Here is a 21,122-nt window from a genome sequence, read left to right on the forward strand (position 1 = left end):
TAGCAATTAATATTAATTTTCTGCTTGCAATAACCAAAAGCCGCTATAAGTCATACCAGAATCATCGGGTTGAACTAACAAAAAATGCAATCCTCGGCAATGCTTTTTACGTTGTTCAAATGCTTGGGCTGCTGTGGTAACTTCTGGATCTTCAAATGTGGCAACAATCCACCTATCTACCAAGCTAGCTTCTAATATTAAGCCATCCGGTGCGCCAGAAATGTAGTTCAAGCTGACGGCACGGGCTTGCTGCAACCACCGTGCTAGGCGCATTGATTGCCGTCCCCCATAAATTACTACACCAGGAACGGGAACTGTTGATGCCAAACCTAAATTGATGGGTTTGAAATGTTCTGGAACGTGCAAAATGGGAATAGGGCGATCGCTAAATCTCGTTTCTACATCACTAGCAGCTAAACTTGCAAAACGCCATTGTTCTCCCCAAAGGTTTTCTGGTAATGGTGTTGGGGGTGGTTTATCCAGGGTTGAGGGATATTGCTTTTCTTGTAACCACTGCTTTAACGCCAAGGTGTGGCGGGTAGGTTCGACATTTATACTTAAGTTGCGTCCAGCCGCCTCAATTAAGCTTAGAGATTGAGGACGAAATACCTGAATTACATCTGGCAATTTTTCACCAGCAGCTAGCTCAAGTTGAGTCGCAACCCAATTAGAATTTGCTGCTGACTGGAGACAGGCGGCTTCATATTGAAAGTTGCGAGTTGCGTCACAAATCAACAAGTCCCATAAAATTTGTCCAGACGCATCTTGTGAGGGACGACGATAAAAATCAACTTGCCAAATTTTCATAATTATGTGGGCATTGGGCATGGGGCATGGGGCATTGGGCATTGGGCATGGAGGGATGGGAGAGATTGGTAAGAGTTAAAATTGAAAGTTTTAAGTTCAGAGGCTCAACTTCCGAGTTCAAAGGTTTAACTTCCGAGTTCAAAGGCTCAACTTCCGAGTTCAGAGGTTCAACTTCCGAGTTCAAAGGCTCAACTTCCAAGTTCAAAGGCTCAACTTCCGAGTTCAGAGGCTCAACTTCCGAGTTCAGAGGTTCAACTTCCGAGTTCAAAGGTATAATTTCCGAGTTCAAAGGTATAATTTCCGAGTTCAGAGGTTCAACATCCGAGTTCAAAGGTTCAACATTCAAGCTCATCTTCCCATGCCCAATGCCCAATGCCCAATGCCCAACACCAATTTATAAAGCCTGAATCCATTCTTTGACTGAATATTCAGTCCAGATGCCATTTTTCCAGTAAGGATCGTTTTCAATTAACTGGCGCACAGTGGCTTCGTCTTCGGCTTCGTAAATCCCAAAAACTTTTGTAACATCCTTGGTGGGGCCGATAGTAATCAGCACACCGGATTCTTTCTGTTTTGCTAATCCGTCTAAATGAGCTTGACGATAGGGGGCGCGTTTTTCGATAACGTCTTCGCAGTAAGTTCCCCAGAGTACATATTTTGGCATGGTTAAGACTATTTTGGATTTTGGATACTTCGACTTCGCTCAGTACAAGTTTTAGATTTTGGATTTTAGATTTTGCAGCCAGTGCATCGGGGAGTGAGGAATTATATCATGTTCGCTTGGTTACTTATTAAACTTCAAGAACCCCACCCCGCCAAAGCTACGCTTTGTCTCCCCTCCCCGCCTGCGGGGAGGGGTTGGGGGTGGGGTGTAATAATTGTGGAAATCAAACTAATTACCCGGACTTGATATTATTAATTTCTCACTCCTAGCAAATGACAAATGACAAACGACAAATGACAAATGACTAACTTCTCAAGTTAACGCCGAATTTTTCCACCAAAGCTTCGCGGACTTTATTGTGTACTGGTTCAACTTCTGCCTCAGTCAGAGTACGATCGCTAGCCCGATAAATTAAGCGGAATGCTAAACTCCGTTGTCCTTCGGGGACGTTTTCGCCGCGATATTCATCAAATAATTCCACCGATTCGAGTAAATCTTTACCAGCTTTGGTAATTACTTTTTCAATTTCGACAACTGAGATTTTCACGGGTGCGAAAAAGGCGATGTCGCGATCGCTAGCTGGATATGTAGAATAAGGCTGGAATCTGGAGACGAGAATTTCATCTTCTCCCAGAGAATCTAAAAGCACATCTAGATCCAATTGAAAGACATAAACGGAATCTGGTAAACCTTTTTCTCGTCGCAGTTGGGGATGGAGTTGTCCAAAAATCCCTAGTCTGTTACCCCGAATCCACAGGGAAGCAGTACGTCCTGGATGTAAGCGATCGTCGCGGCGATCGGGTTGAAATTCGATTTGCAAGCTCAGTTGCCGAAATACACTTTCTAAAATGCCTTTGGCTTCAAACCAGGTGATAGGTTCTTCGCGTCCACTTTTTGACCATTTGCCAAGGCTGCGATCGCCTCCGATAATTCCCGCCAAGGCTTCTGTTTCTTGCAAACCGTCTTCTTCTTGCCAGAAAATTTGCCCGATTTCAAAACCGTTAAGGGCACCATTACCCTGCTCTAAATTGTATTGAAAGGCATCAATTAACCCAGATATCAAATCGGTTCGCAGCGCTGAATATTCAACAAATAAGGGGTTTGACAGTACTATATTTCTGTCTTCTCCTGGTTTGACTAAAGAATAGTGGATTAATTCTGTCAACCCTTCAGCCCGCAAAAAAGCTCGTAACTTGCGAATCAGTTCCTCGTCTAAAGGCAGATAACCAGCTTCCGCTTTTTCTGGTAAAGTATCGCAGAATTTGTTGTAACCATAGAGACGGGCGATTTCTTCAATTAAATCAATTTCTCGCTCTAAGTCGCGGTAACGATAAGGTGGCACAGAAACAGACCATGTAGGTTGATGGCTGCTATCTTCTCCTGAAGAAGTTAACTGACACCCCAATGCAGTCAGGATGCGCTCAACATCTTGTCCTTGGAGTTCGCCTGTGTCCTCTTCTAAATCGATGGGCCCCAATATCTGATTAACTCGTTCTAAACGCAGGGCGATAGAACGACTCCAAGTAGACGGATCGGGGCGGGTGTCGGCAATTTCTTGCTGGACAATAATTCCACTGGCTAATTCGCTAATTAAGGATAAAGCGCGGCGATTAGCTATTTCCAATTCAGCTCGGTTAACTCCTCGTTCGTATCTGCCAGAAGCCTCACTTCTTAAGCCCACACTCCGAGAAGAACGGCGAATTGCCACGGAATCAAATAAAGCTGCTTCTAAAACTAGGCTTTGAGTCCCTTCATAGACTTCTGTTTCTTCCCCACCCATGACTCCCGCCAGCGCAACGGGTTTTTCGTTAGCGGTAATTAACAAATTTTGGATTGTTAGGATGCGAGTTTGTCCATCCAGGGTTTTGAGCGATTCTCCATTATTGACAAAGCGAACGCCGATGGTTAAATTTTCACTACCTGCAACAGATTTTAGGCGATCGCCATCAAAGGCGTGCAGTGGTTGTCCCCATTCCAACAAAACGTAGTTAGTAATGTCTACCACATTACTGATGGGACGTACCCCAGCCGCCCGCAAACGCTGTTGCAACCATTCGGGAGACGGAGCAATTTTCACCTGTTCAATTACCGTACCGATGTATGCAGGACAAGCTTGGGTATCGGCAATTTTTAAAGCTAAATTTCCGGTATTTTTGGGAATAGATACTTCAGTAGGTTCAGGAATGCTCAACTTTCCACCCGTTAAAGCGGCTACTTCTCTGGCTACACCTACCATACTTAGAGCATCAGCGCGATTGGCAGTTGCGGTCAGGTCTAAAATTACATCATCTAAACCCAACAACGGCCGGACATCACTACCCAATGGTAAATTTTCCTGGGTAAAAATATGAATTCCGTCTACATCGGTGGGCAAACCGAGTTCCTTTAAAGAACAAATCATCCCCTGAGATGGGACACCACGTAGTTTTGCAGGTTTAATTTTTAAATCAATTTTAGGTAAGTAAGTACCCGTAGTTGCCACAGGCACATAGATATCTGCCTTCACATTGGCAGCGCCACAGACAATATTTAAAGTTTCACCTGTACCGATATCCACTTGGCAAACACTCAATTTATCGGCGTTGGGATGGGGTTGACGCTCAAGCACTTTGCCGATCACCACGCCATTTGCCCAAGTGCGGCGGTCTTCAATCTCTTCAACCTCAAACCCTGCCATTGTCAGGGTTTCGGCTAATTCTTCTGGACTAAGTTTTATCTCTACTAGTTCGCGCAGCCAATTTAGAGAAATACGCATGGAGTGTGCTTGTTTTAGGAATCGTCTTTTGCTCTTATTTTAGGGTGCCTGCTAGCGATCGATGGCTACTCGTCCCGCAAGGCGTACCCTTTCACTTGAACAATCCTACTACGTTAGACTGGCAATGTAAAAATAAGTAAATACTGAGAATATATCTACGCAGGGAAGAAATACCGATTATCCAAAATCCGGCTACAGATGTCAAGCTGAAAATCCAGATTCAGTCTAACTTTTTTAATTACGAATTACGAATTACGTAGCTTGCTTCTCGCCAAAGGCGAGTATTACGAATTACGAATTACGAATTACGAATTACGAATTATTTAGTCATCTAATTTTTACTAACAACAATTTTAGCAATGTAGTCTTTGAGTGCGATCGCCTTTTTGCTATTTGGGTACGGGGAAACCCCTATCAATCTCACCGAATACTTATCTAAAAATTGAATTGGTAAAGCATCACGACCTGGGACAAGGGTTAGCGTTAATGTTGAAACTTGCTGACCATTTTTTATGATGTCTAATCCAATAATAACTTGCCCTTGCCAAATACAAGTTACATCAGAAGGACACCGAGAATCCTGGATAACTTTTGAAAATTTGATTTCAATATTGTCAGTGGGGAGGTAAGCTGTCCTTCCATATCTCAGATAAAATGGAGTATTTAAAGTAGTTCCAACTCTAGCCATCAATTGTTGATGATTACCTTGAGCAATTGATTGAACTTCTATGCTTGAAGGCTTGATATTTGATAATATTCCATAGCTAGGAAGACAATTTGCTCCACCAATCAATGTTAATATAACTGCTGGGCTTACTACACTTTTCATTTTTTATACTCCATAATTAGGAAATTTTATTATTAGTTGAGCCAGAAAGCAGGCTGATAAATTGTTCTATGTTCTGCTAGAGTGAAGCTTTAAAAGATAAAACGCAATTAGCTAACTTTTGTGCGTAGGCGCAGCCCTTCTCCTATCGGAGACGCTCTTGCTAGCTTGCTTCCCCGGAGGGATACGGGTGCGCTCAGGAAGCGCCCGTCGTAGACATTGCTTCTTGGATAACCATTACGATTGAGAACCATTTGGTTTCTCACGCTTGAGCTAAAATACCATAAATCGAGCAATCTAAATACACAAGCTTTTTTCTGATTTCAAAAACTTCAACAGCGCTTTTCCAACAATTCGTTGCTTAATTTATCTTGAGGATTCACTCTAGTTTTACTTTCTAGCACTATTAGTCCATAGTTTAGCAATTATTACATTATGTAAAAGGGACATTATTTTTTCTCTATTCTCAACAAGCCCAGCTTATTGAAATGAGCAACGATCGCGATTTCACAAGGCGTAGCCCATCGGAGATATGGCTTTGAGACTTGGAAAATAAATCAAATGAGAAATGCTGATTTTTCTCGTTGGTTCTTAACATTGGTTGCGATCGAGAGTAATTTAGATGCGTTTGCTCTAGCGATCGCAGAACTTGAATCTTTAAAACTCGATAAAACCTCACAAGTAATATTTTCTCACTCAATAGACTACAAAAATTACACTTTTCTCTTTTTTGTAGTGTAATTATATTGCATTGTGTTGTCGAACTCCAAAGAGATAAATTTGCCCCTCTTTGAGCCGAACAAATTACTGTACAAACTGCCTCTAAAGCATTCACTATCAGGATTATCGGACAATTTGCTGAAATTTATCTCAACAATATCGAAAGAATAGACAATCCAATCTAAAGAATAGGCAATCCAATCGAAATTTTGTTCATTTTAAATGTAAATCTGATTTTATATACTTTTACTAAATATGGTGATTGCTGTTTTTATTAGTAATTTTTATTGAAAATAAAAGTAAAAAAAATGCTTTCATTCATGTCGTTAATCTTCCTCTTGATAGAGGTATTTCAGTTTGAGTAATAGGAGTTTAATTCTAATGGCAACTTCTGGCAATAGCAATCAAACAACTGGGTCACAAAGTACTAGTAACAATTTAACTGGTAATAGCAATTTTTCTTTCAGTGATGGCAAATGGCAGTCCAGCGATGGCAGCAGTTTAGATGGTAGCGGTGGCTCCGGTAGCAGTGCCTCCGGTAGCAGTGTCTCTGGTGGCGGTGGCCCCGGTAGCGGTGGCTTTGGTGGCAGTGCCTCCGGTAGCGATGGCTTTGGTGGTGCTGCTAGCGGTAGTAATCCTTTCACTTCCTTCATCGGTGGTGGTAACTCATCCACAACCAGTGAAGATGGAAAGTACAAATATAATTACGAGCGACCACTTGACGAGCGGGCTTTAACTGATACCAATAATCCGTTCAATCAACTCATCGGAGTCCTTGGCGGTGATATTAGTGCATTAGGTGGTGGTAGCGACAACCCCTTTGCTGGTGGCGCATCTGGTGGGAACGCATCTGGTGGTAATGCATCTGCTGGTGGCGCATCTGGTGGTAATGCATCTGGTGGTAGCGGCAACTCCTTTGCTGGTGGCGCATCTAGTGGTAATGCATCTGGTGGTAGCGGCAACCCCTTTACTGGTGGCGCATCTAGTGGTAATGCATCTGGTGGTAGCGGCAACCCCTTTACTGGTGGCGCATCTAGTGGTAATGCATCTGGTGGTAGCGGCAACCCCTTTACTGGTGGCGCATCTAGTGGTAACGCATCTGGTGGTAGCGGCAACCTTCCTGGTAACTTACCATTTGGCAGCACTCCGCCCTCCAAGGAAAGTGGTAGCAACCTACCTGAAACTGGCAACGGTCAACCTGTACCTTATAAGAGCGACAACTGGATATCTGATATTAAAAAATTAGATGGTGCAGATGCGATCGGTAACAGTGGCCAAGGTAACGGTAACTGGCTATATGGTAGTAACAACACAACCGACGGTAATGGTAACTGGGGCTTTGGTAACGAGAACACAACCAACGGTAACGGTAACTGGAACTACGGTGATGGCGGCAAAACCGAAGGTAATGGCAACTGGGGCTTTGGTAACGAGAACACAACCAACGGTAACGGTAACTGGAACTTAGGCAATAACAACGACATCCTTGGTAATGCCAATACACTACCTGGTAGTAAAAACGATATCCTTGGTAGTGGCAACACTGCCAATGTAACTAACAGCAATCTTCTTGGAAACCGGATTGAAGCCAGTGGTGATGACAAAACACTCGTTGGTAATGAAGGCTGGAATTTCTCTGTTAGTGGCGAACTGATATCACTAGGTAGTACTAAGCCTAGCCAAAATATAGGAACTGATGTCAGCAGTTTACTCAGCAGTTCTGACCTTGTAACATCCGCCATATCAAATCCAGGCTACAACAACCCAAATTATGATTTCTCTACCATAGCCTAAAAGTTTGTAGCAGACAGGAGCCAGTTTTGCATCGGTAAGCCTATCTATTGTGGCAATGGCCCTTTTTACCAACTTGAGTTGATTACATTTTGAATACAATACTTCTGGGTTAAGCTTTGCAGTTGACATTGCTATCATTGAGCGGCGCAAGAATCAACCTTCTATAGCAATCCTAAATCATTCGTGAGAGAGAAAATCGCTGAAAGGCTTTAAAACACCCACTTTTAATCTCAGTGTTTTCTCACGTTTCAATTCGGATTGCTATAGTACTTCAAGAATTTCAATCTGTTAGGACTTACGCAAACTCTACGATTCTTGACGTTATTGGCGTTCTTGGCAGTTCGATAAATTAAGCTTTTTAACACTTTTTGCGTAAGTCTAATCTGTAATTAACCCAGAAGTATTACTCTTTGAAATGTAATGGGTAAGGTAGTTAATTTAAGTCAAATGCATAAAGACTATTTTCAGTAATTCGGCGCGAGTAAACGGTTTAGTCAGATATCCAGATGCCCCAACTAATTTCGCTTTTACTTTGTCTACGATTCCTTTATTCCCAGTGACAAAGATAATCGGAGTATTTTGAAATAAGGAATTATTTCGTATAATCCGGCACAACTCATAGCCATCAATTCCTAGCATGTTTAAATCCAACAAAATTAAATCCGGTTTGTGCCTTATAATTGACAAAACTGCTTTCACTGGATCGTTAATAGTCACTACAGAAAAATTTTCATTTTCTAAGAAATAACTGATTTCTTTAAGAATTGTAGGGCTATCATCTACAGAAACGATTTTGTGGACTTTTTTTACTGTCACAGTAGCAGCCGTTACTCTTGGAGAAGCAGAATTTATGTTATTTGATATTGTTGGTTCCTGAAAGTTTTCTTTGGAAGGAGTAGAAATCTGTGGTAATCGCTGAACAGGCACTATTTTCTCTTCAGGAATATTTTGGTAAGAATTGACAGTGTTACTTAGTTCTTGTTTCGTGTCAACTAACCCTGAAATCAATTTTGAGAAAAGCGATTGCTCCTCAAAAATCTTTGGTAACTTATCATAAGGTGGATCGGGTTCATGAAGGATAATCGCACCCTTAAGGATGTAAGGGTATAAATTGCGAGCTAGTTGAATTTCATCTTGATTCAAAATTACAGCCAGATGACACAGGCTAAAACCCTTCATCCAGTTAATTAAATCTGGCTGTAGGTTTGGTAAATCTTGGTCATCAAACTTGCTATTAATCAATAGATATGGACGTTGATATGCAGAAGAAATTTTAGGTATAAAAGCCTGCCAATTCTGTAATCTTACTTGGCAATACTCTAGAATTTTTTCGACACCTAGCCGACAAATTTTTGGCATTCTCTCAATTGGTTCTGTTAATTCATAAGTACCTTCTTTGATGAGCAAAAATGATTCAATTATCTCTTTAACTAATTCTTGAACCAGTACTGCTGCTTGTGTAGAATGTAGATGTTGTTGACTAACAAGCCAGGATATAGCCTGATACTCAGGAGGGTGGCTTCTCGAATTAGTGTCATCTTTGATTAACTGACTGTGTGAGTCAGGTTCAAACATCAGCCGTACTTGAGAGCGAACCTCATTAGTCAGGAGTGGAATTTGCTGGCTGAGGCGTCGCAAATGGCGTTCTAATCGATCGAAGGGTTCCACGGAATGGGTAGCGTAAGTTATTTTGCCCTGTTCTAAGTAAATCGACCAATAAACTGAGTTACTCAATACTTGTAAACAAGTACTGTCTGAACAATTAGATAATTGTCTTAACAAACTTAGAGGACGTAGTTTGGTGAATGTACCTGAGTTATTCATATTTTTCAAGTTTTTTGCGGAATCAACAAGCGAACATTTGTAGATTGAAAATATGAGCTATAAAGTATTCTCTTTTTTGTAATATTTTTCTAACCACAAATTATTTATTTGAAAATATGTACATACATTAAAAATTGTAAGGTTTATAAATTCTTTGTTACATTTAGCACGTTTTACTTAATTTATCTCAAAAAACAAGTAGGTATGAATAAGGGTAAGCATCTATCATAGCGAGATTATCAGTAGATGTTGGTTAATTCTGGATTTTACTAGCTACTGACAACTCTTGAGTGAAGACCTTAATAATGACGTTTATTTATGCGCACTCACTTCAAAAAGCAAATTTAATTCCAAACTTGCGTAGTTACACTGATATACTTATAGAGTTAACAAGTTTAATTATGGTTAATTACTTTTCCTTAAAGAAACGATTCTTCTACATAAAATCTTTAAAAACTTATCTAAAAAAGTTTACGTATTTATTGTACTGTAGGTTTAATGGATATAAATTTTTGGTAGATACATTACAACAGGTAATGCTGGGTTTTGATAAACTCTTTTTTGCTAAACTAAGCTGTACTCAAGTTCATCTAAAATATATAGAGAACTTCATGAAAATAATTTGTTTAATAAAGATTAGAGCATCTACCAATAGATACTATATTCTGTAGTCGCCTCGGCGATTGGAACTATATACTCTGAGCAAAGGGAAATAAAGCTTTGGACTTTAACATAACACAAAAAGTTATGCATGATACATTAAGACTTGATGAAGTAGTAGAATTTGCTGAGAACCCAGAACCCCGTTGTCCTTGTGTACTTTTATTAGACACATCTGGGTCGATGCAAGGAGAGCCGATTGAAGCTTTAAATCAAGGTTTACTAAGCTTAAAGGATGAACTAGTCAAAAATTCCTTAGCCGCGAGACGCGTGGAAGTGGCGATCGTCACTTTTGATAGTAATATCAATGTAGTACAAGACTTTGTGACTGCCGATCAATTCAATCCACCGATTTTGACAGCCCAAGGCTTGACAACAATGGGTGCGGGAATTCATAAAGCTTTGGACATAATTCAAGAGCGGAAATCTCAGTATCGTGCCAACGGGATTGCTTACTATCGTCCTTGGGTATTTATGATTACCGATGGAGAACCCCAAGGTGAATTAGAGCAAGTGGTAGAGCAAGCATCCCAGCGTCTACAGGGAGACGAGGCGAACAAGCGGGTAGCATTCTTTACAGTTGGTGTAGAAAATGCGAATATGACGCGTTTAAATCAAATAACTGTACGTACTCCCTTAAAACTTAAAGGATTAAATTTTATCGAGATGTTTGTCTGGCTGTCAACTAGTATGTCGGCTGTTTCTCATTCTCAAGTAGACGAACAGGTAGCACTACCGCCGATTGGTTGGGGGACTGTTTAATGAAAAATTGCAGCTTGATGTTTACACAGCTAGCTGCTTGAAAAAAAATTTATGAACATATCAAAACAGATTGCTCAATGGCGGATTGTGGCTGCGTCTGTATGTGGTACAAGTCACTTAAAAAACAATCAATTATGTCAGGATGCTCATCACTGGCAGATATTGTCAGATAATGTTTTAGTGGCGGCCGCAGCAGATGGCGCGGGTTCTGCTAGCCTTGGGAAAGTGGGAGCGATGGTTGCTGTGGAGACAGCAATAGAAAACATTTCTGCCAAAGGGCTGACTCGAAAAAGTTTGACTGATGATACATTGGTGCGATCGCTCTTAAATGATGCCATATTCGCCGCCAAAAAAGCTGTGGAAGATGAGGCAGCTACTTGTGACAAACAGCCTCAAGATTTAGCAACTACCTTAATTATGCTGGTTGCCACACCAGAAGTTGTAGCTGTAGTTCAGATAGGCGATGGTTTGGCAGTGGCTAAAGATAGTCTGGGCAACCTATTGGCACTGACGATGCCTGACAGTGGTGAATACATCAACGAAACCACTTTTTTAACTTCACCCAATGCCTTAGATACAGCACAAATGAGATTATGGCGCACAGACATAGTAAACGTTGGTATCATCACCGACGGATTACAAATGCTGGCTTTGAATATGGTTGTTGGCGAACCTCACAAACCATTCTTTTTTCCGCTGTTTGAATTTGTCGCCAATACCGAGGATAAGACAGAAGCGAAGGAGCAATTGGTAAAATTTTTACGCTCAGAGCGGATTACGCAACGCACTGATGATGACTTAACACTCATTATAGCCGCATTCAACGACTCATGAGCAACAAATCTACAGGTTTCACATCTTACAATAACTTCCGTTAGCGGTAATTTCATTATGCAGGTACTACGTTGTTCCCCCAGAAAAGAAATCCTCAGTCTCAATGTCAGTTTGGGACGTGGCGGTGAAGCTTGCGTTTATGCAGTGCCAGCCGATAACGACTTGGTGGCGAAGATTTACCACAAGCCAACCGTTGCCCATGCTGAGAAACTCCAGGCGATGCTTGCCAACCCGCCAGAAAACCCTACGGCGAGTTTAGGGCATATCTCTATCGCTTGGCCAGAGGATTTATTGCGGGCAGCAGATGGCAAAAATAGCATCCTGGGGTTTTTGATGCCACGTATTCAGGGGATGCGTCCAATCATCGACTTTTATAACCCCAGAACTCGTCGGCAACATTGCCCTCTATTCAACTATCAGTACCTGCTCCGCACGGCTCGAAACTTGGCGGCAGCTTTTGCCGCTTTGCACGCTAGTGGATATTGTATTGGTGATGTGAACGAGTCTAATATCCTCGTCAGTGATACGGCACTGGTGACTTTGATAGACACAGACTCTTTCCAAGTAACCGACCCAAACAGCGATGTTGTTTATCGCTGCCCAGTGGGTAAACCAGAGTTTACTCCACCAGAACTACAGAATAAAACTTTTGCCCAGCACGATCGCGAAATTTCTCACGATTTATTTGGATTAGGGGTGCTAGTATTCCAACTCTTAATGGAAGGCACTCACCCATTTTCGGGGATTTTTCAAGGTGCGATTGAGCCACCACCTTACGAAGCACGCATTGCATCGGGTCATTTCACTTACAGCCAAAAGCGTTACGTACCCTACCTGCCGACACCCATTGCCCCCCCTTGGGAAATTCTCCATCCCAGCTTACAGGAATTATTTGTCCGTTGTTTTGAAGAGGGTCATAACAACCCACAACTACGCCCCAGTGCCCAGACTTGGCTCTCAGCCATCGCTGAAGCCGAAGATTCCCTGATTACCTGCACGACAAATCCCCAGCATCGCTACAACAACCACATGCGTAGCTGTCCGTGGTGCGAACGTACCGTGCGATTAGGTGGACGCGACCCCTTTCCATCACATCGGGCTATAGAAGCTAGAGAACATCTCCAACCGCGAGTCAAAGCGAGAAAACGCTACAATCAGACACCGCATTTTCCCCAGCGAGCCATGTCACCGCAGCTAGCTAATTACTGGCAGCCAGTAATGACTCCCAGCGGTTCATATAAACCTTCCAAAAAGTCAAAGTTGTACCCGATTATTTGTTGTTTGCTGGGTTTTGGTTTATTGGGATATGCAGACGTAATGATTAAATTTACTCAGCCGTTAGTTTCCCAAAATGCTTACACCCAACAAACAATCAAGTCTACCCAGCCAAATAATAAACTCAGCTTCGCTGATTCCTATCAGCAAGGTTATATTGCTTATAAAGAGCGAGACTATGACAAAGCAATTGTCAATTTTAGCCAAGCAATTGAACAAGAACCGACACATGCTAGAGCAATTGTAAATCGTGGTAATGCCCGCTATAACCTGAAAGACTACGAAGGAGCAGTTACAGATTATAGCCAAGCTCTGAAAATCAATCCCAATCAAACCAAAGCTCTGGTAAATCGGGGCAATGCCCGCTATATGCTCGCCGAATATAGCAACGATCCCGATCGAGAATATAATCTAGCGATCGCAGACTATAATCGAGCCATTGGTCTGGATAATAATGAAATTGAAGCTTATGTCAGACGGGGGATTGTCCGCGCCCAAATGGCTAAATACAGCGGTGAATCTCAACAAGCTTACAAAAAAGCGATCGCAGATTTTACTCAAGCCATACAACTTAATGTCTCCAAAGCCGAAGCTTACTTCCAGCGGGGTGTTGTCTATTATCAAATTGCTCAATATAGCAGTAATTATCAGCAAGAATATAATCAAGCGATCGCTGACTTTAACCAAGCATTAACTCTCAGCCCTAAACTAGCAAAAGCATATCTCAAACGAGGTATGGTTCGCTATGAAATGGCACAATATGGCGGTAGTGAAGCTAACAAAAACCAAGCGAAAGCTGTCGAAGATATACAGGCATCTGCCAAAATATTTCTTGAGCAAGATGACATGGATAATTATCAACAAGCACTCAGTAATATGTGTGTAGTCATCGAAAACAAATGTGACCCTTTATTCCAAGGCTCAAGTAACATCGAAAAAACTAACTAGAAACAAGTAAGTTTTGTTACTAACATATTGTTGGTTTTGATTTAAAAAATCAAGCATGACTAGGGTTAGCACCAGCTAATCCTAGTTATTTTATAGGTAATATTTTTATTGCATTGAGTAATTTATTTCTGTATTTATAGATATAGCACAAGCCTTCGTGGTTAGGACATTAACAGATGATAAAACTTAGACACAACAAGACTTTTCACCCAATCCCCAGCGATGCACTGAGCTTGTCGAAGTGTCACCAGTCCCCAGTCCCTTGCTATATTCATAGAGCTTTTATATAGAAAAGATTTTAATTTATCTTACCTTTATAATTTCAGCGGAAATTACAGTTAGATTATTGACGGAGAAACAGAAATCAGAAATACATTTTTCTCCCTTTAAGTGCATCCTCTTCATCTCGAAAAAGTCGAATAATCATATCCCTACAAATCTCCGAGGTAATTGCATGAAAGCGGTGATTTTGGCTGGAGGTCTTGGTACACGCCTCAGTGAAGAAACCAGTGTTAGACCCAAGCCGATGGTTGAGATTGGTGGTAAGCCAATTCTCTGGCACATAATGAAAACTTACTCTGCCCACGGCATTAATGACTTTATTATTTGTTGTGGTTACAAAGGTTACATCATTAAAGAGTATTTTGCTAACTACTTTTTACACATGTCAGATGTTACCTTCGACATGCGCTTTAACCAGATGAACGTGCATTCTGGTTATGCAGAACCCTGGCGCGTCACCTTAGTAAATACGGGTGATAATACAATGACAGGCGGACGCTTAAAGCGAATCAGCGAACATCTTGGTAATGAGACTTTTTGCTTTACTTATGGCGATGGTGTCAGTAATATTAATATCACCGAGCTAGTTAAATTTCATAAAGAACAAAATAGCTTAGGAACACTCACAGCCGTTCAACCAGCTGGACGTTTTGGTGCCATTTCTTTAGGATATGAGCAAACCAAAATCACCAGCTTTCGGGAAAAACCTGAAGGTGATGGAGCTTGGATTAATGGCGGTTATTTTGTGTTAGAACCAGAAGTAATCAACTTAATTGCTGATGACTCTACAGTGTGGGAGCAAGAGCCATTAGAAAAGCTAGCTGATATGGAACAGCTATCAGCTTTCAGACATGATGGGTTTTGGCAACCGATGGATACTTTACGTGATAAAAACTATCTCGAAGGGCTGTGGAAAAACAATCAGGCTCCTTGGAAGGTATGGTAAGAGAAGAGTTAAGAGTTAAGAGTTAGGAGTTAGGAGTTAGGAGTCAGGAGTTAAATAACAAATGACAAATGACAAATGACAAATGACTTTATAGATTTACTGTAATTTGAAGTGCGATAATACTAATGTATGATTTTGCGATTATAGGTGGGGGAATAGTTGGACTCTCAACAGCGTTGGCTTTAGGAAAACGCTATGCCAATGCTCGTATTTTAGTACTAGAAAAAGAGAGCCAATGGGCATTTCACCAAACTGGCAATAATAGCGGGGTAATTCATTCTGGTATTTACTATAAGCCAGGGAGTTTCAAAGCTAAATTTTGTCGTGATGGTTCTCGTTCAATGGTAGAATTCTGCCAAGAGCATGGAATTGACCATGAAGTTTGTGGTAAGGTAATTGTTGCAACTGAAGAACAAGAACTACCACGCTTAGAAAATCTCTACCAACGCGGCTTAGACAATGGCATAGAAGTGAAGAGAATTAGCCCCGAAGAAGTCAGGGAAATTGAGCCTCACGTAAGATGCGTAGGTGGGATTCGGGTATCCTCAACTGGTATTGTTAATTACAAGCAAGTTTGTTTAAAATATGCCCAGCTAATTCAACAGCAGGGTGGAGATTTGCACCTGAATACAAAAGTCCTGAAAATCTCTCCAAGTGGTAAAAATCAGGTACTGCAAACAAACAAAGGTAACTTTGAAACCCGCTTTGTAATTAATTGTACTGGATTGCATAGCGATCGCACCGCCAAACTAGGTCAAGTTGAACCCCAAGCCAAAATTGTGCCATTTCGGGGAGAATACTACGAACTCACCCCAGAAAAACGCTATCTAGTCAAGACACTAATCTACCCAGTTCCCAATCCAGATTTCCCCTTCCTGGGTGTCCACTTTACCCGAATGATTGATGGTAGCGTCCATGCAGGGCCAAACGCGGTTTTATCCCTCAAACGCGAAGGTTACAAAAAAACCGACTTTGACTTACGGGATTTTATGGAAGTCATCACCTATCCCGGCTTCTGGAAGTTAGCAGCTAAACACGCTGATGAAGGCATTCAAGAAATCATTCGTTCTTTTAGCAAAGCAGCCTTCACCAGAAGTTTACAAAAACTAATTCCCGAAGTGCAAGCAGAAGACTTAGTTCCCACCCATGCAGGAGTTCGCGCTCAAGCCTTAATGAACGATGGCAAGCTTGTAGACGACTTTTTGATTGTTTCCGGTCAAAACTCCATTCATGTTTGCAATGCTCCTTCTCCTGCTGCCACATCTTCTCTAGAAATCGGCAAAGCACTTGTGGCAGAAATTCCCCAACTTTCGCATCTAGAGAGTGTAGTCACTGCATAGATATCATAGTTGTTATTTCCGGGACTGCTGAATAAAAGGATGAATCTTGTATAGTCGGCATCTTTTCCAGCCTGGAAATACAAGAGACGGGTAAGATACCCATCTCCCAAGAAAAAAGTATAGTGCATCAATTACAGCTATTTTCAAGTAAATAGACCACGCGGTAGGGGCGTAAGGCCTTGCGCCCCTACAACAGATGTGGTTCAAATACATGAAAACTGCTGTAAGAACCGCTATAGAGTCCTGCTACCTAATGGGCTAGTCGGCAACTATGTAATAACTGTTAGCCGTATATATAGCGCTTCTGATTTTAGTCCAATGACCTAACCCCCAACCCCTTCCCTACAAGGGAATGGGAGTAAGATTCAAAGCCTCTCTCCTCTTAGGAGAGAGGAATGGAAGTGAGGTCAAGTTATTGCATACCAACGAAAAATATAGCGGTTTCCTCTTAGATGCAACACCCTATAGGGCAATATCTGTGCGTCCCTACTAAACGAAGAATTTAACTTATCAACACAATACAAAGGAATTAACCACAATGAAAATATTAGTAACTGGTACAGAAGGCTATCTAGGTTCGTTATTACCACCTCTGTTAATCGAACGAGGACATGAAGTTATTGGTCTAGATACCGGCTTTTATAAAGTTGGTTGGCTTTACAACCCTAGTGGAGTGACACCCAAAACCCTCAACAAAGATATCCGCAACATCACCCCTGATGATTTGGAAGGTATTGAAGCCATAGTTCACATGGCGGAACTCTCCAACGACCCCGCCGGACAATTAGCGCCCAATATTACCTACGAAATTAATCATGTAGGTTCAGTTCGTCTGGCTAGTCTAGCTAAGGCTATGGGCGTACGTCGCTTCGTATATATGTCTTCGTGCAGCGTCTACGGTGTTGCTACCGCAGGTGATGTCACAGAAGAATCCGCAGTTAATCCCCAAACAGCCTACGCAGAATGTAAAACTCTTGTGGAAAGAGATGTCAGACCACTCGCTGACGATGACTTCTCTCCCACCTTTATGCGGAATGCAACAGCCTTTGGTGCTTCTCCCAGAATGCGCTTCGATATTGTTTTAAACAACTTAGCAGGGTTGGCATGGACTAGCAAAGAAATCAAAATGATTAGTGATGGCACACCTTGGCGGCCATTAGTCCATGCATTGGATATTTGCAAAGCAATAGTTTGCACCCTAGAAGCACCACGAGACATTGTACATAACCAAATCTTCAACGTCGGAGATACAGCAAATAACTATCGCGTTAAAGAAATCGCAGAAATTATTGCTGATATTTTCCCAGATTGCAAATTGTCCTTTGGTGACAACGGCGCAGATAACCGCAGCTATCGCGTATCCTTCGAGAAAATCAACACAATCCTACCCGGATTTAAATGTGATTGGAATGCCCGACTTGGTGCCCAGCAGCTATTTGATTTATTCAGTCAGATACACATGGCTGAAGATACTTTCTTGTTTAGAGGGTTTACTCGCTTAAAACAGCTAGAGTATCTAATTCGGACAGAGCAAATTGACAAAGATTTCTTCTGGAATAAAAAATAGCTCAAGTTGCCTAGCCGCAACGGAAAAACAATCTAAGCTTCCGAATCAATACTATTTGATTCGGGCTTATTCCATCCATCAAATTATTTGCAATCAGCAAGTTAGATTTTATGGCGCTCACCTTAGCATTAGTAATCGAGTTAGCCATCTGAAAGCTAAATAAATTGCCGCTAGACTGCATCACTACATTTTGAGAAAAAGCTAAAGAAACAAAGCAGAAGATGAATAAATTGCTGACTATCGCAATTCCTACATTCAATCGTGCCCAGATTTTAGATAAACAACTTGCTTGGTTAGCCAAATCTATTAAAGGGTTTGAGTCTGACTGTGAAATATTTATTTCTGATAATTGTTCTACAGATAATACTCAACAAATTATTAAAAAGTGGCAGACAATTCTTAGTAATGTCACATTTAGATCAAATAAGAATAGTGAAAATATTGGTGTAATGAGTAATATTGCTTGTTGCTTAAAAGCTCCAACTAGTAAATATATTTGGACAATTGGTGATGACGATCCAATTCAAGATATAACCCTAGATTATGTGTTAAAAACACTAAAAAAACATTCAGATTTAGCACTAATGTTTTTAAACTTCTCTGGTCGCCAAAAACAAACAGGTCAACTTGTTGTCGAACGCTGGTTGAATAGCGATAACGACGAACTAAAAGTTGATGGTAAAACTGTATTTCAAAGTTACCTGAATGAAAATTTTGGTGGTGTACTTTTTATATCAGCAGCAATTTATCGCACAAATCTAGTGCAACGCGCTTTACAAAAATGGCCGTCTGCTACTAATAATTGGGCATCTCAAGCATATTGGACTGCATTTTGTGCTGCTTATGGAAGTGTCATCGTCACTAAAGACACTTATTTAGAATGTACTATGGGTGCTAGTCTTTTGGATCTCGACCCGACATGGAACTTTAAAATGCGATATGCGTACATACCTGAAGTTTATATAAAACTACTAAAAGTAGGATATCCTCATAAATTTTGTCAGGAAATGATTTGGCAGAATTTCCATCAAAAAACTGACTTGAAAATCCTATTAGGTGCTTTAAAACGTTGGCCTTTATTGACAATCAAGATACTTATTCCTTACCTACGTTTGTTAAGCATATCAGCTTGGACAATTCTTTTTCCACCCAAACAGCTAGAGAGTAACTTGTAACCATTCATATATCAATTTATTAACTACTATTTTTACTATGCAGAAATTACTGACCATTGCTATACCGACTTATAATCGTGCTGAATTGCTGGATAAACAGTTAGCATGGCTAGCTCAAGCTATCAAAGGTTTTGAAGATGATTGTGAAATTTTAGTTTCTGATAATTGTTCAACAGACAATACTCAGGATACGATTAAAAAATGGCAAATGATACTTAGTAATATTCCATTTAAATCAAATAAAAATCCTCAAAATTTAGGCGTCGTCAAAAATATTATGTATTGCCTAAATTCTACTACAACAAAATATGTTTGGACGATTGGTGATGATGACCCAATCCAAGATAGAGCCATTGCTTATGTAATTAGCAAACTTAAGCAATATGAAGATTTATCATTATTGTTTCTCAACTTTTCCGGTCGGAACCAAATTACTGGTGAACCAGTTCATCCACCAACAATTGTTGGTAATCGCTGGTTTGATATAGATAGCGAAGATGGTGATGGTGATGGTAAAGCTATATTTGAGCATTGTTTTTCAAAAAGTGTCGGTGCAGTCATTTTTCTGACTGCGACAATCTACCGCACTGATTTAGTGAAACGCGCTCTACAAAATTGGCAAGATGCTGAGAATAACTGGATATCTTTAGCATATTTAGCCGGGTATTGTGCCTCTAATGGTCGTGTAATTGTCACGAAAGAGACTTATTTGGAATGTGTTGTGGGTGTGAGTTATTGGCAGAAAGAACCAAAATCTGCACTTTTAATGCAATACAAACACATACCCGAAGTAATTTTGAAATTGGAGCAGAGTGGATATTCTAAGCAGTTTTGTCGGCGGATGCTTTTGCAAAACGGTAAAGAAGTCAACTTGAAAGTTTTCTTAGGTGCTTTAAGAAGATGGCCTATGTCTGCTATTCAAACAGTAGTCCCATTTTTGGCTTTAGTCGGTTTATGTGCTTTTGACGTGATGATTTCTAAAGAATTTAGTTTAGCCGAATCAAGTGAAATACCTGCTCAAGAAATACGGAGCTATAAGCCATAAGCTACTAAATTACTGATAAATCGACATTGAAATTAGAAAGAGTTTCCCATATGTTTAATCTAATTAAACGCAAATTATCTACACTATCTGCTGACTTTGAATATTATGTAGCTCGTTGGAAGCATAGCAGAAATCTACCAACATTGGAAGGGCGCGATCGCAATATCCTCAAGGCTCTCAAAAAAGATGGTGTTTGTGTCACAACACTGGCAGATTTAGGCTTCAACTCTAGCTTTGAACTGCTCAAAGCTGCTTATCAGCAATTGTCTCAGATGGAAAATCCCAACAACGACCATCTAGATGAAAAGCTGCCACAAATTTGCACAGTTACAGGTTTACCAGAGTTTTATGCCTGGGCAATGGAGAAAAGACTTCTCAATCTCATCGAAAATTATATTGGTCTACCTATTGCTTTTCATGGTGTACATTTACGTAAAGATTTCCCTAGCAAACATCAGTTTGGCACACTGCTATGGCACAGCGATGCTGAAGACCGCCGCATTATCAAAATCTTTATTTACTTGAATGATGTCGAAGAAAAAACTGGGCCTTTTGAATACATTCCCCGCTCTTTAACTTCCTTGTTTAGTTGGAATTATATTCAGCTTTACTACAAACTTTGGAAATCAGGTTATATGGGCATCGATGATGAAAAAGTAAAACCAGTCATCCCCAAATCAGCTTGGAAATCCTGCCCAGGGCCAGCAGGTACAGTCATTATTGTAGATACGAAAAATGCTTTGCATCACGGCACAGTCCGCACAGAAGAACGCTCAACACTATTCTTTTGTTACACCGCTAACCCTCCTGAAAGACCAGAACTCTGCACCCAATACTGGGATGATACTTATCCCAGAGCAGAGTTAAGGCAGCAAGTAGAAAATAGCCGATAGTCTAT

18 protein-coding genes are annotated in these 21,122 nt (G+C 40.9%); 11 read left to right on the forward strand and 7 right to left on the reverse strand.

What is annotated here, in order from left to right:
* Positions 1–12: 12 nt before the first annotated feature.
* The 6 genes from RMX89_RS10180 to RMX89_RS10205 form a co-directional block, all read right to left on the reverse strand.
* Positions 13–807, reverse strand: coding sequence for a Tab2/Atab2 family RNA-binding protein (locus RMX89_RS10180; RefSeq protein ID WP_322688845.1), 795 nt, complete (start codon positions 805–807; stop codon positions 13–15).
* Positions 788–1,159, reverse strand: a complete 372-nt coding sequence (locus tag RMX89_RS10185) for a hypothetical protein (RefSeq protein ID WP_322688846.1) — start codon at positions 1,157–1,159, stop codon at positions 788–790. Before RMX89_RS10185 ends, RMX89_RS10180 begins: the two co-directional genes overlap by 20 nt.
* A 42-nt stretch (positions 1,160–1,201) precedes the next feature.
* Positions 1,202–1,471 (reverse strand): YciI family protein, encoded by a 270-nt coding sequence (locus RMX89_RS10190; protein WP_289799149.1) that lies wholly within the window; start codon positions 1,469–1,471, stop codon positions 1,202–1,204.
* Positions 1,472–1,775: 304 nt separating this feature from the next.
* Positions 1,776–4,226, reverse strand: a complete 2,451-nt coding sequence (pheT, locus tag RMX89_RS10195) for a phenylalanine--tRNA ligase subunit beta (RefSeq protein WP_322688847.1) — start codon at positions 4,224–4,226, stop codon at positions 1,776–1,778.
* Positions 4,227–4,557: 331 nt separating this feature from the next.
* A complete protein-coding gene (locus RMX89_RS10200; RefSeq protein WP_322688848.1) occupies positions 4,558–5,055 on the reverse strand; it encodes a hypothetical protein in 498 nt (165 codons plus the stop codon).
* Between the two features lie 107 nt (positions 5,056–5,162).
* Positions 5,163–5,306: a hypothetical protein gene (locus RMX89_RS10205; RefSeq protein ID WP_322673796.1), complete on the reverse strand. Its 144-nt coding sequence runs from the start codon at positions 5,304–5,306 to the stop codon at positions 5,163–5,165.
* A 307-nt stretch (positions 5,307–5,613) separates the two neighbouring features.
* On the opposite strand from RMX89_RS10205, the gene RMX89_RS10210 reads away from it, so the two are divergent.
* Both RMX89_RS10210 and RMX89_RS10215 read left to right on the forward strand, forming a co-directional pair.
* Positions 5,614–5,793 (forward strand): hypothetical protein, encoded by a 180-nt coding sequence (locus RMX89_RS10210; RefSeq protein WP_322688849.1) that lies wholly within the window; start codon positions 5,614–5,616, stop codon positions 5,791–5,793.
* A 360-nt stretch (positions 5,794–6,153) separates the two neighbouring features.
* Positions 6,154–7,566, forward strand: a complete 1,413-nt coding sequence (locus RMX89_RS10215; protein ID WP_322688850.1) for a hypothetical protein — start codon at positions 6,154–6,156, stop codon at positions 7,564–7,566.
* 438 nt (positions 7,567–8,004) lie between these two features.
* Here RMX89_RS10215 and RMX89_RS10220 read toward each other — a convergent pair whose 3' ends face one another.
* Positions 8,005–9,390, reverse strand: coding sequence for a response regulator (locus tag RMX89_RS10220; protein WP_322673798.1), 1,386 nt, complete (start codon positions 9,388–9,390; stop codon positions 8,005–8,007).
* Positions 9,391–10,137: 747 nt separating this feature from the next.
* Here RMX89_RS10220 and RMX89_RS10225 point away from each other — a divergent pair.
* From RMX89_RS10225 to RMX89_RS10265, 9 genes are all read left to right on the forward strand, one after another.
* Entirely contained in the window at positions 10,138–10,812 is a 675-nt protein-coding gene (locus RMX89_RS10225; RefSeq protein WP_322660910.1) for a vWA domain-containing protein, read from the forward strand.
* A 51-nt stretch (positions 10,813–10,863) separates the two neighbouring features.
* The gene (locus RMX89_RS10230; protein ID WP_322688851.1) at positions 10,864–11,646 is read left to right on the forward strand and encodes a PP2C family serine/threonine-protein phosphatase; all 783 of its coding nucleotides are present in this window, start codon (positions 10,864–10,866) and stop codon (positions 11,644–11,646) included.
* Positions 11,647–11,703: 57 nt separating this feature from the next.
* Positions 11,704–13,869 (forward strand): tetratricopeptide repeat protein, encoded by a 2,166-nt coding sequence (locus RMX89_RS10235; RefSeq protein ID WP_322688852.1) that lies wholly within the window; start codon positions 11,704–11,706, stop codon positions 13,867–13,869.
* A gap of 454 nt (positions 13,870–14,323) precedes the next feature.
* Positions 14,324–15,097, forward strand: a complete 774-nt coding sequence (gene rfbF / locus RMX89_RS10240) for a glucose-1-phosphate cytidylyltransferase (RefSeq protein WP_094351583.1) — start codon at positions 14,324–14,326, stop codon at positions 15,095–15,097.
* A gap of 125 nt (positions 15,098–15,222) precedes the next feature.
* A complete protein-coding gene (gene lhgO / locus RMX89_RS10245) occupies positions 15,223–16,437 on the forward strand; it encodes an L-2-hydroxyglutarate oxidase (RefSeq protein ID WP_322688853.1) in 1,215 nt (404 codons plus the stop codon).
* Between the two features lie 538 nt (positions 16,438–16,975).
* Positions 16,976–18,004: an SDR family oxidoreductase gene (locus tag RMX89_RS10250; RefSeq protein WP_322688854.1), complete on the forward strand. Its 1,029-nt coding sequence runs from the start codon at positions 16,976–16,978 to the stop codon at positions 18,002–18,004.
* A gap of 221 nt (positions 18,005–18,225) precedes the next feature.
* Positions 18,226–19,179, forward strand: a complete 954-nt coding sequence (locus RMX89_RS10255; protein WP_322688855.1) for a glycosyltransferase family 2 protein — start codon at positions 18,226–18,228, stop codon at positions 19,177–19,179.
* Positions 19,180–19,216: 37 nt separating this feature from the next.
* Complete coding sequence (locus RMX89_RS10260; RefSeq protein ID WP_322673804.1) at positions 19,217–20,224, forward strand: glycosyltransferase; 1,008 nt, start codon at positions 19,217–19,219, stop codon at positions 20,222–20,224.
* Positions 20,225–20,274: 50 nt separating this feature from the next.
* A complete protein-coding gene (locus RMX89_RS10265; protein ID WP_322688856.1) occupies positions 20,275–21,117 on the forward strand; it encodes a phytanoyl-CoA dioxygenase in 843 nt (280 codons plus the stop codon).
* Positions 21,118–21,122: the final 5 nt, after the last annotated feature.

The organism is Nostoc sp. DedSLP04, assembly GCF_034530775.1.
In the GTDB taxonomy this organism is placed as follows: domain Bacteria; phylum Cyanobacteriota; class Cyanobacteriia; order Cyanobacteriales; family Nostocaceae; genus Nostoc.

Bases quoted from the DNA above. Each gene is read 5' to 3' on its own strand.
- RMX89_RS10180 (WP_322688845.1), bottom strand. From the start codon at position 807: ATGAAAATTTGGCAAGTTGATTTTTATCGTCGTCCCTCACAAGATGCG.
- RMX89_RS10185 (WP_322688846.1), bottom strand. From the start codon at position 1,159: ATGAGCTTGAATGTTGAACCTTTGAACTCGGATGTTGAACCTCTGAAC.
- RMX89_RS10190 (WP_289799149.1), bottom strand. From the start codon at position 1,471: ATGCCAAAATATGTACTCTGGGGAACTTACTGCGAAGACGTTATCGAA.
- pheT (WP_322688847.1), bottom strand. From the start codon at position 4,226: ATGCGTATTTCTCTAAATTGGCTGCGCGAACTAGTAGAGATAAAACTT.
- RMX89_RS10200 (WP_322688848.1), bottom strand. From the start codon at position 5,055: ATGAAAAGTGTAGTAAGCCCAGCAGTTATATTAACATTGATTGGTGGA.
- RMX89_RS10205 (WP_322673796.1), bottom strand. From the start codon at position 5,306: ATGGTTCTCAATCGTAATGGTTATCCAAGAAGCAATGTCTACGACGGG.
- RMX89_RS10210 (WP_322688849.1), top strand. From the start codon at position 5,614: ATGAGAAATGCTGATTTTTCTCGTTGGTTCTTAACATTGGTTGCGATC.
- RMX89_RS10215 (WP_322688850.1), top strand. From the start codon at position 6,154: ATGGCAACTTCTGGCAATAGCAATCAAACAACTGGGTCACAAAGTACT.
- RMX89_RS10220 (WP_322673798.1), bottom strand. From the start codon at position 9,390: ATGAATAACTCAGGTACATTCACCAAACTACGTCCTCTAAGTTTGTTA.
- RMX89_RS10225 (WP_322660910.1), top strand. From the start codon at position 10,138: ATGCATGATACATTAAGACTTGATGAAGTAGTAGAATTTGCTGAGAAC.
- RMX89_RS10230 (WP_322688851.1), top strand. From the start codon at position 10,864: ATGAACATATCAAAACAGATTGCTCAATGGCGGATTGTGGCTGCGTCT.
- RMX89_RS10235 (WP_322688852.1), top strand. From the start codon at position 11,704: ATGCAGGTACTACGTTGTTCCCCCAGAAAAGAAATCCTCAGTCTCAAT.
- rfbF (WP_094351583.1), top strand. From the start codon at position 14,324: ATGAAAGCGGTGATTTTGGCTGGAGGTCTTGGTACACGCCTCAGTGAA.
- lhgO (WP_322688853.1), top strand. From the start codon at position 15,223: ATGTATGATTTTGCGATTATAGGTGGGGGAATAGTTGGACTCTCAACA.
- RMX89_RS10250 (WP_322688854.1), top strand. From the start codon at position 16,976: ATGAAAATATTAGTAACTGGTACAGAAGGCTATCTAGGTTCGTTATTA.
- RMX89_RS10255 (WP_322688855.1), top strand. From the start codon at position 18,226: ATGAATAAATTGCTGACTATCGCAATTCCTACATTCAATCGTGCCCAG.
- RMX89_RS10260 (WP_322673804.1), top strand. From the start codon at position 19,217: ATGCAGAAATTACTGACCATTGCTATACCGACTTATAATCGTGCTGAA.
- RMX89_RS10265 (WP_322688856.1), top strand. From the start codon at position 20,275: ATGTTTAATCTAATTAAACGCAAATTATCTACACTATCTGCTGACTTT.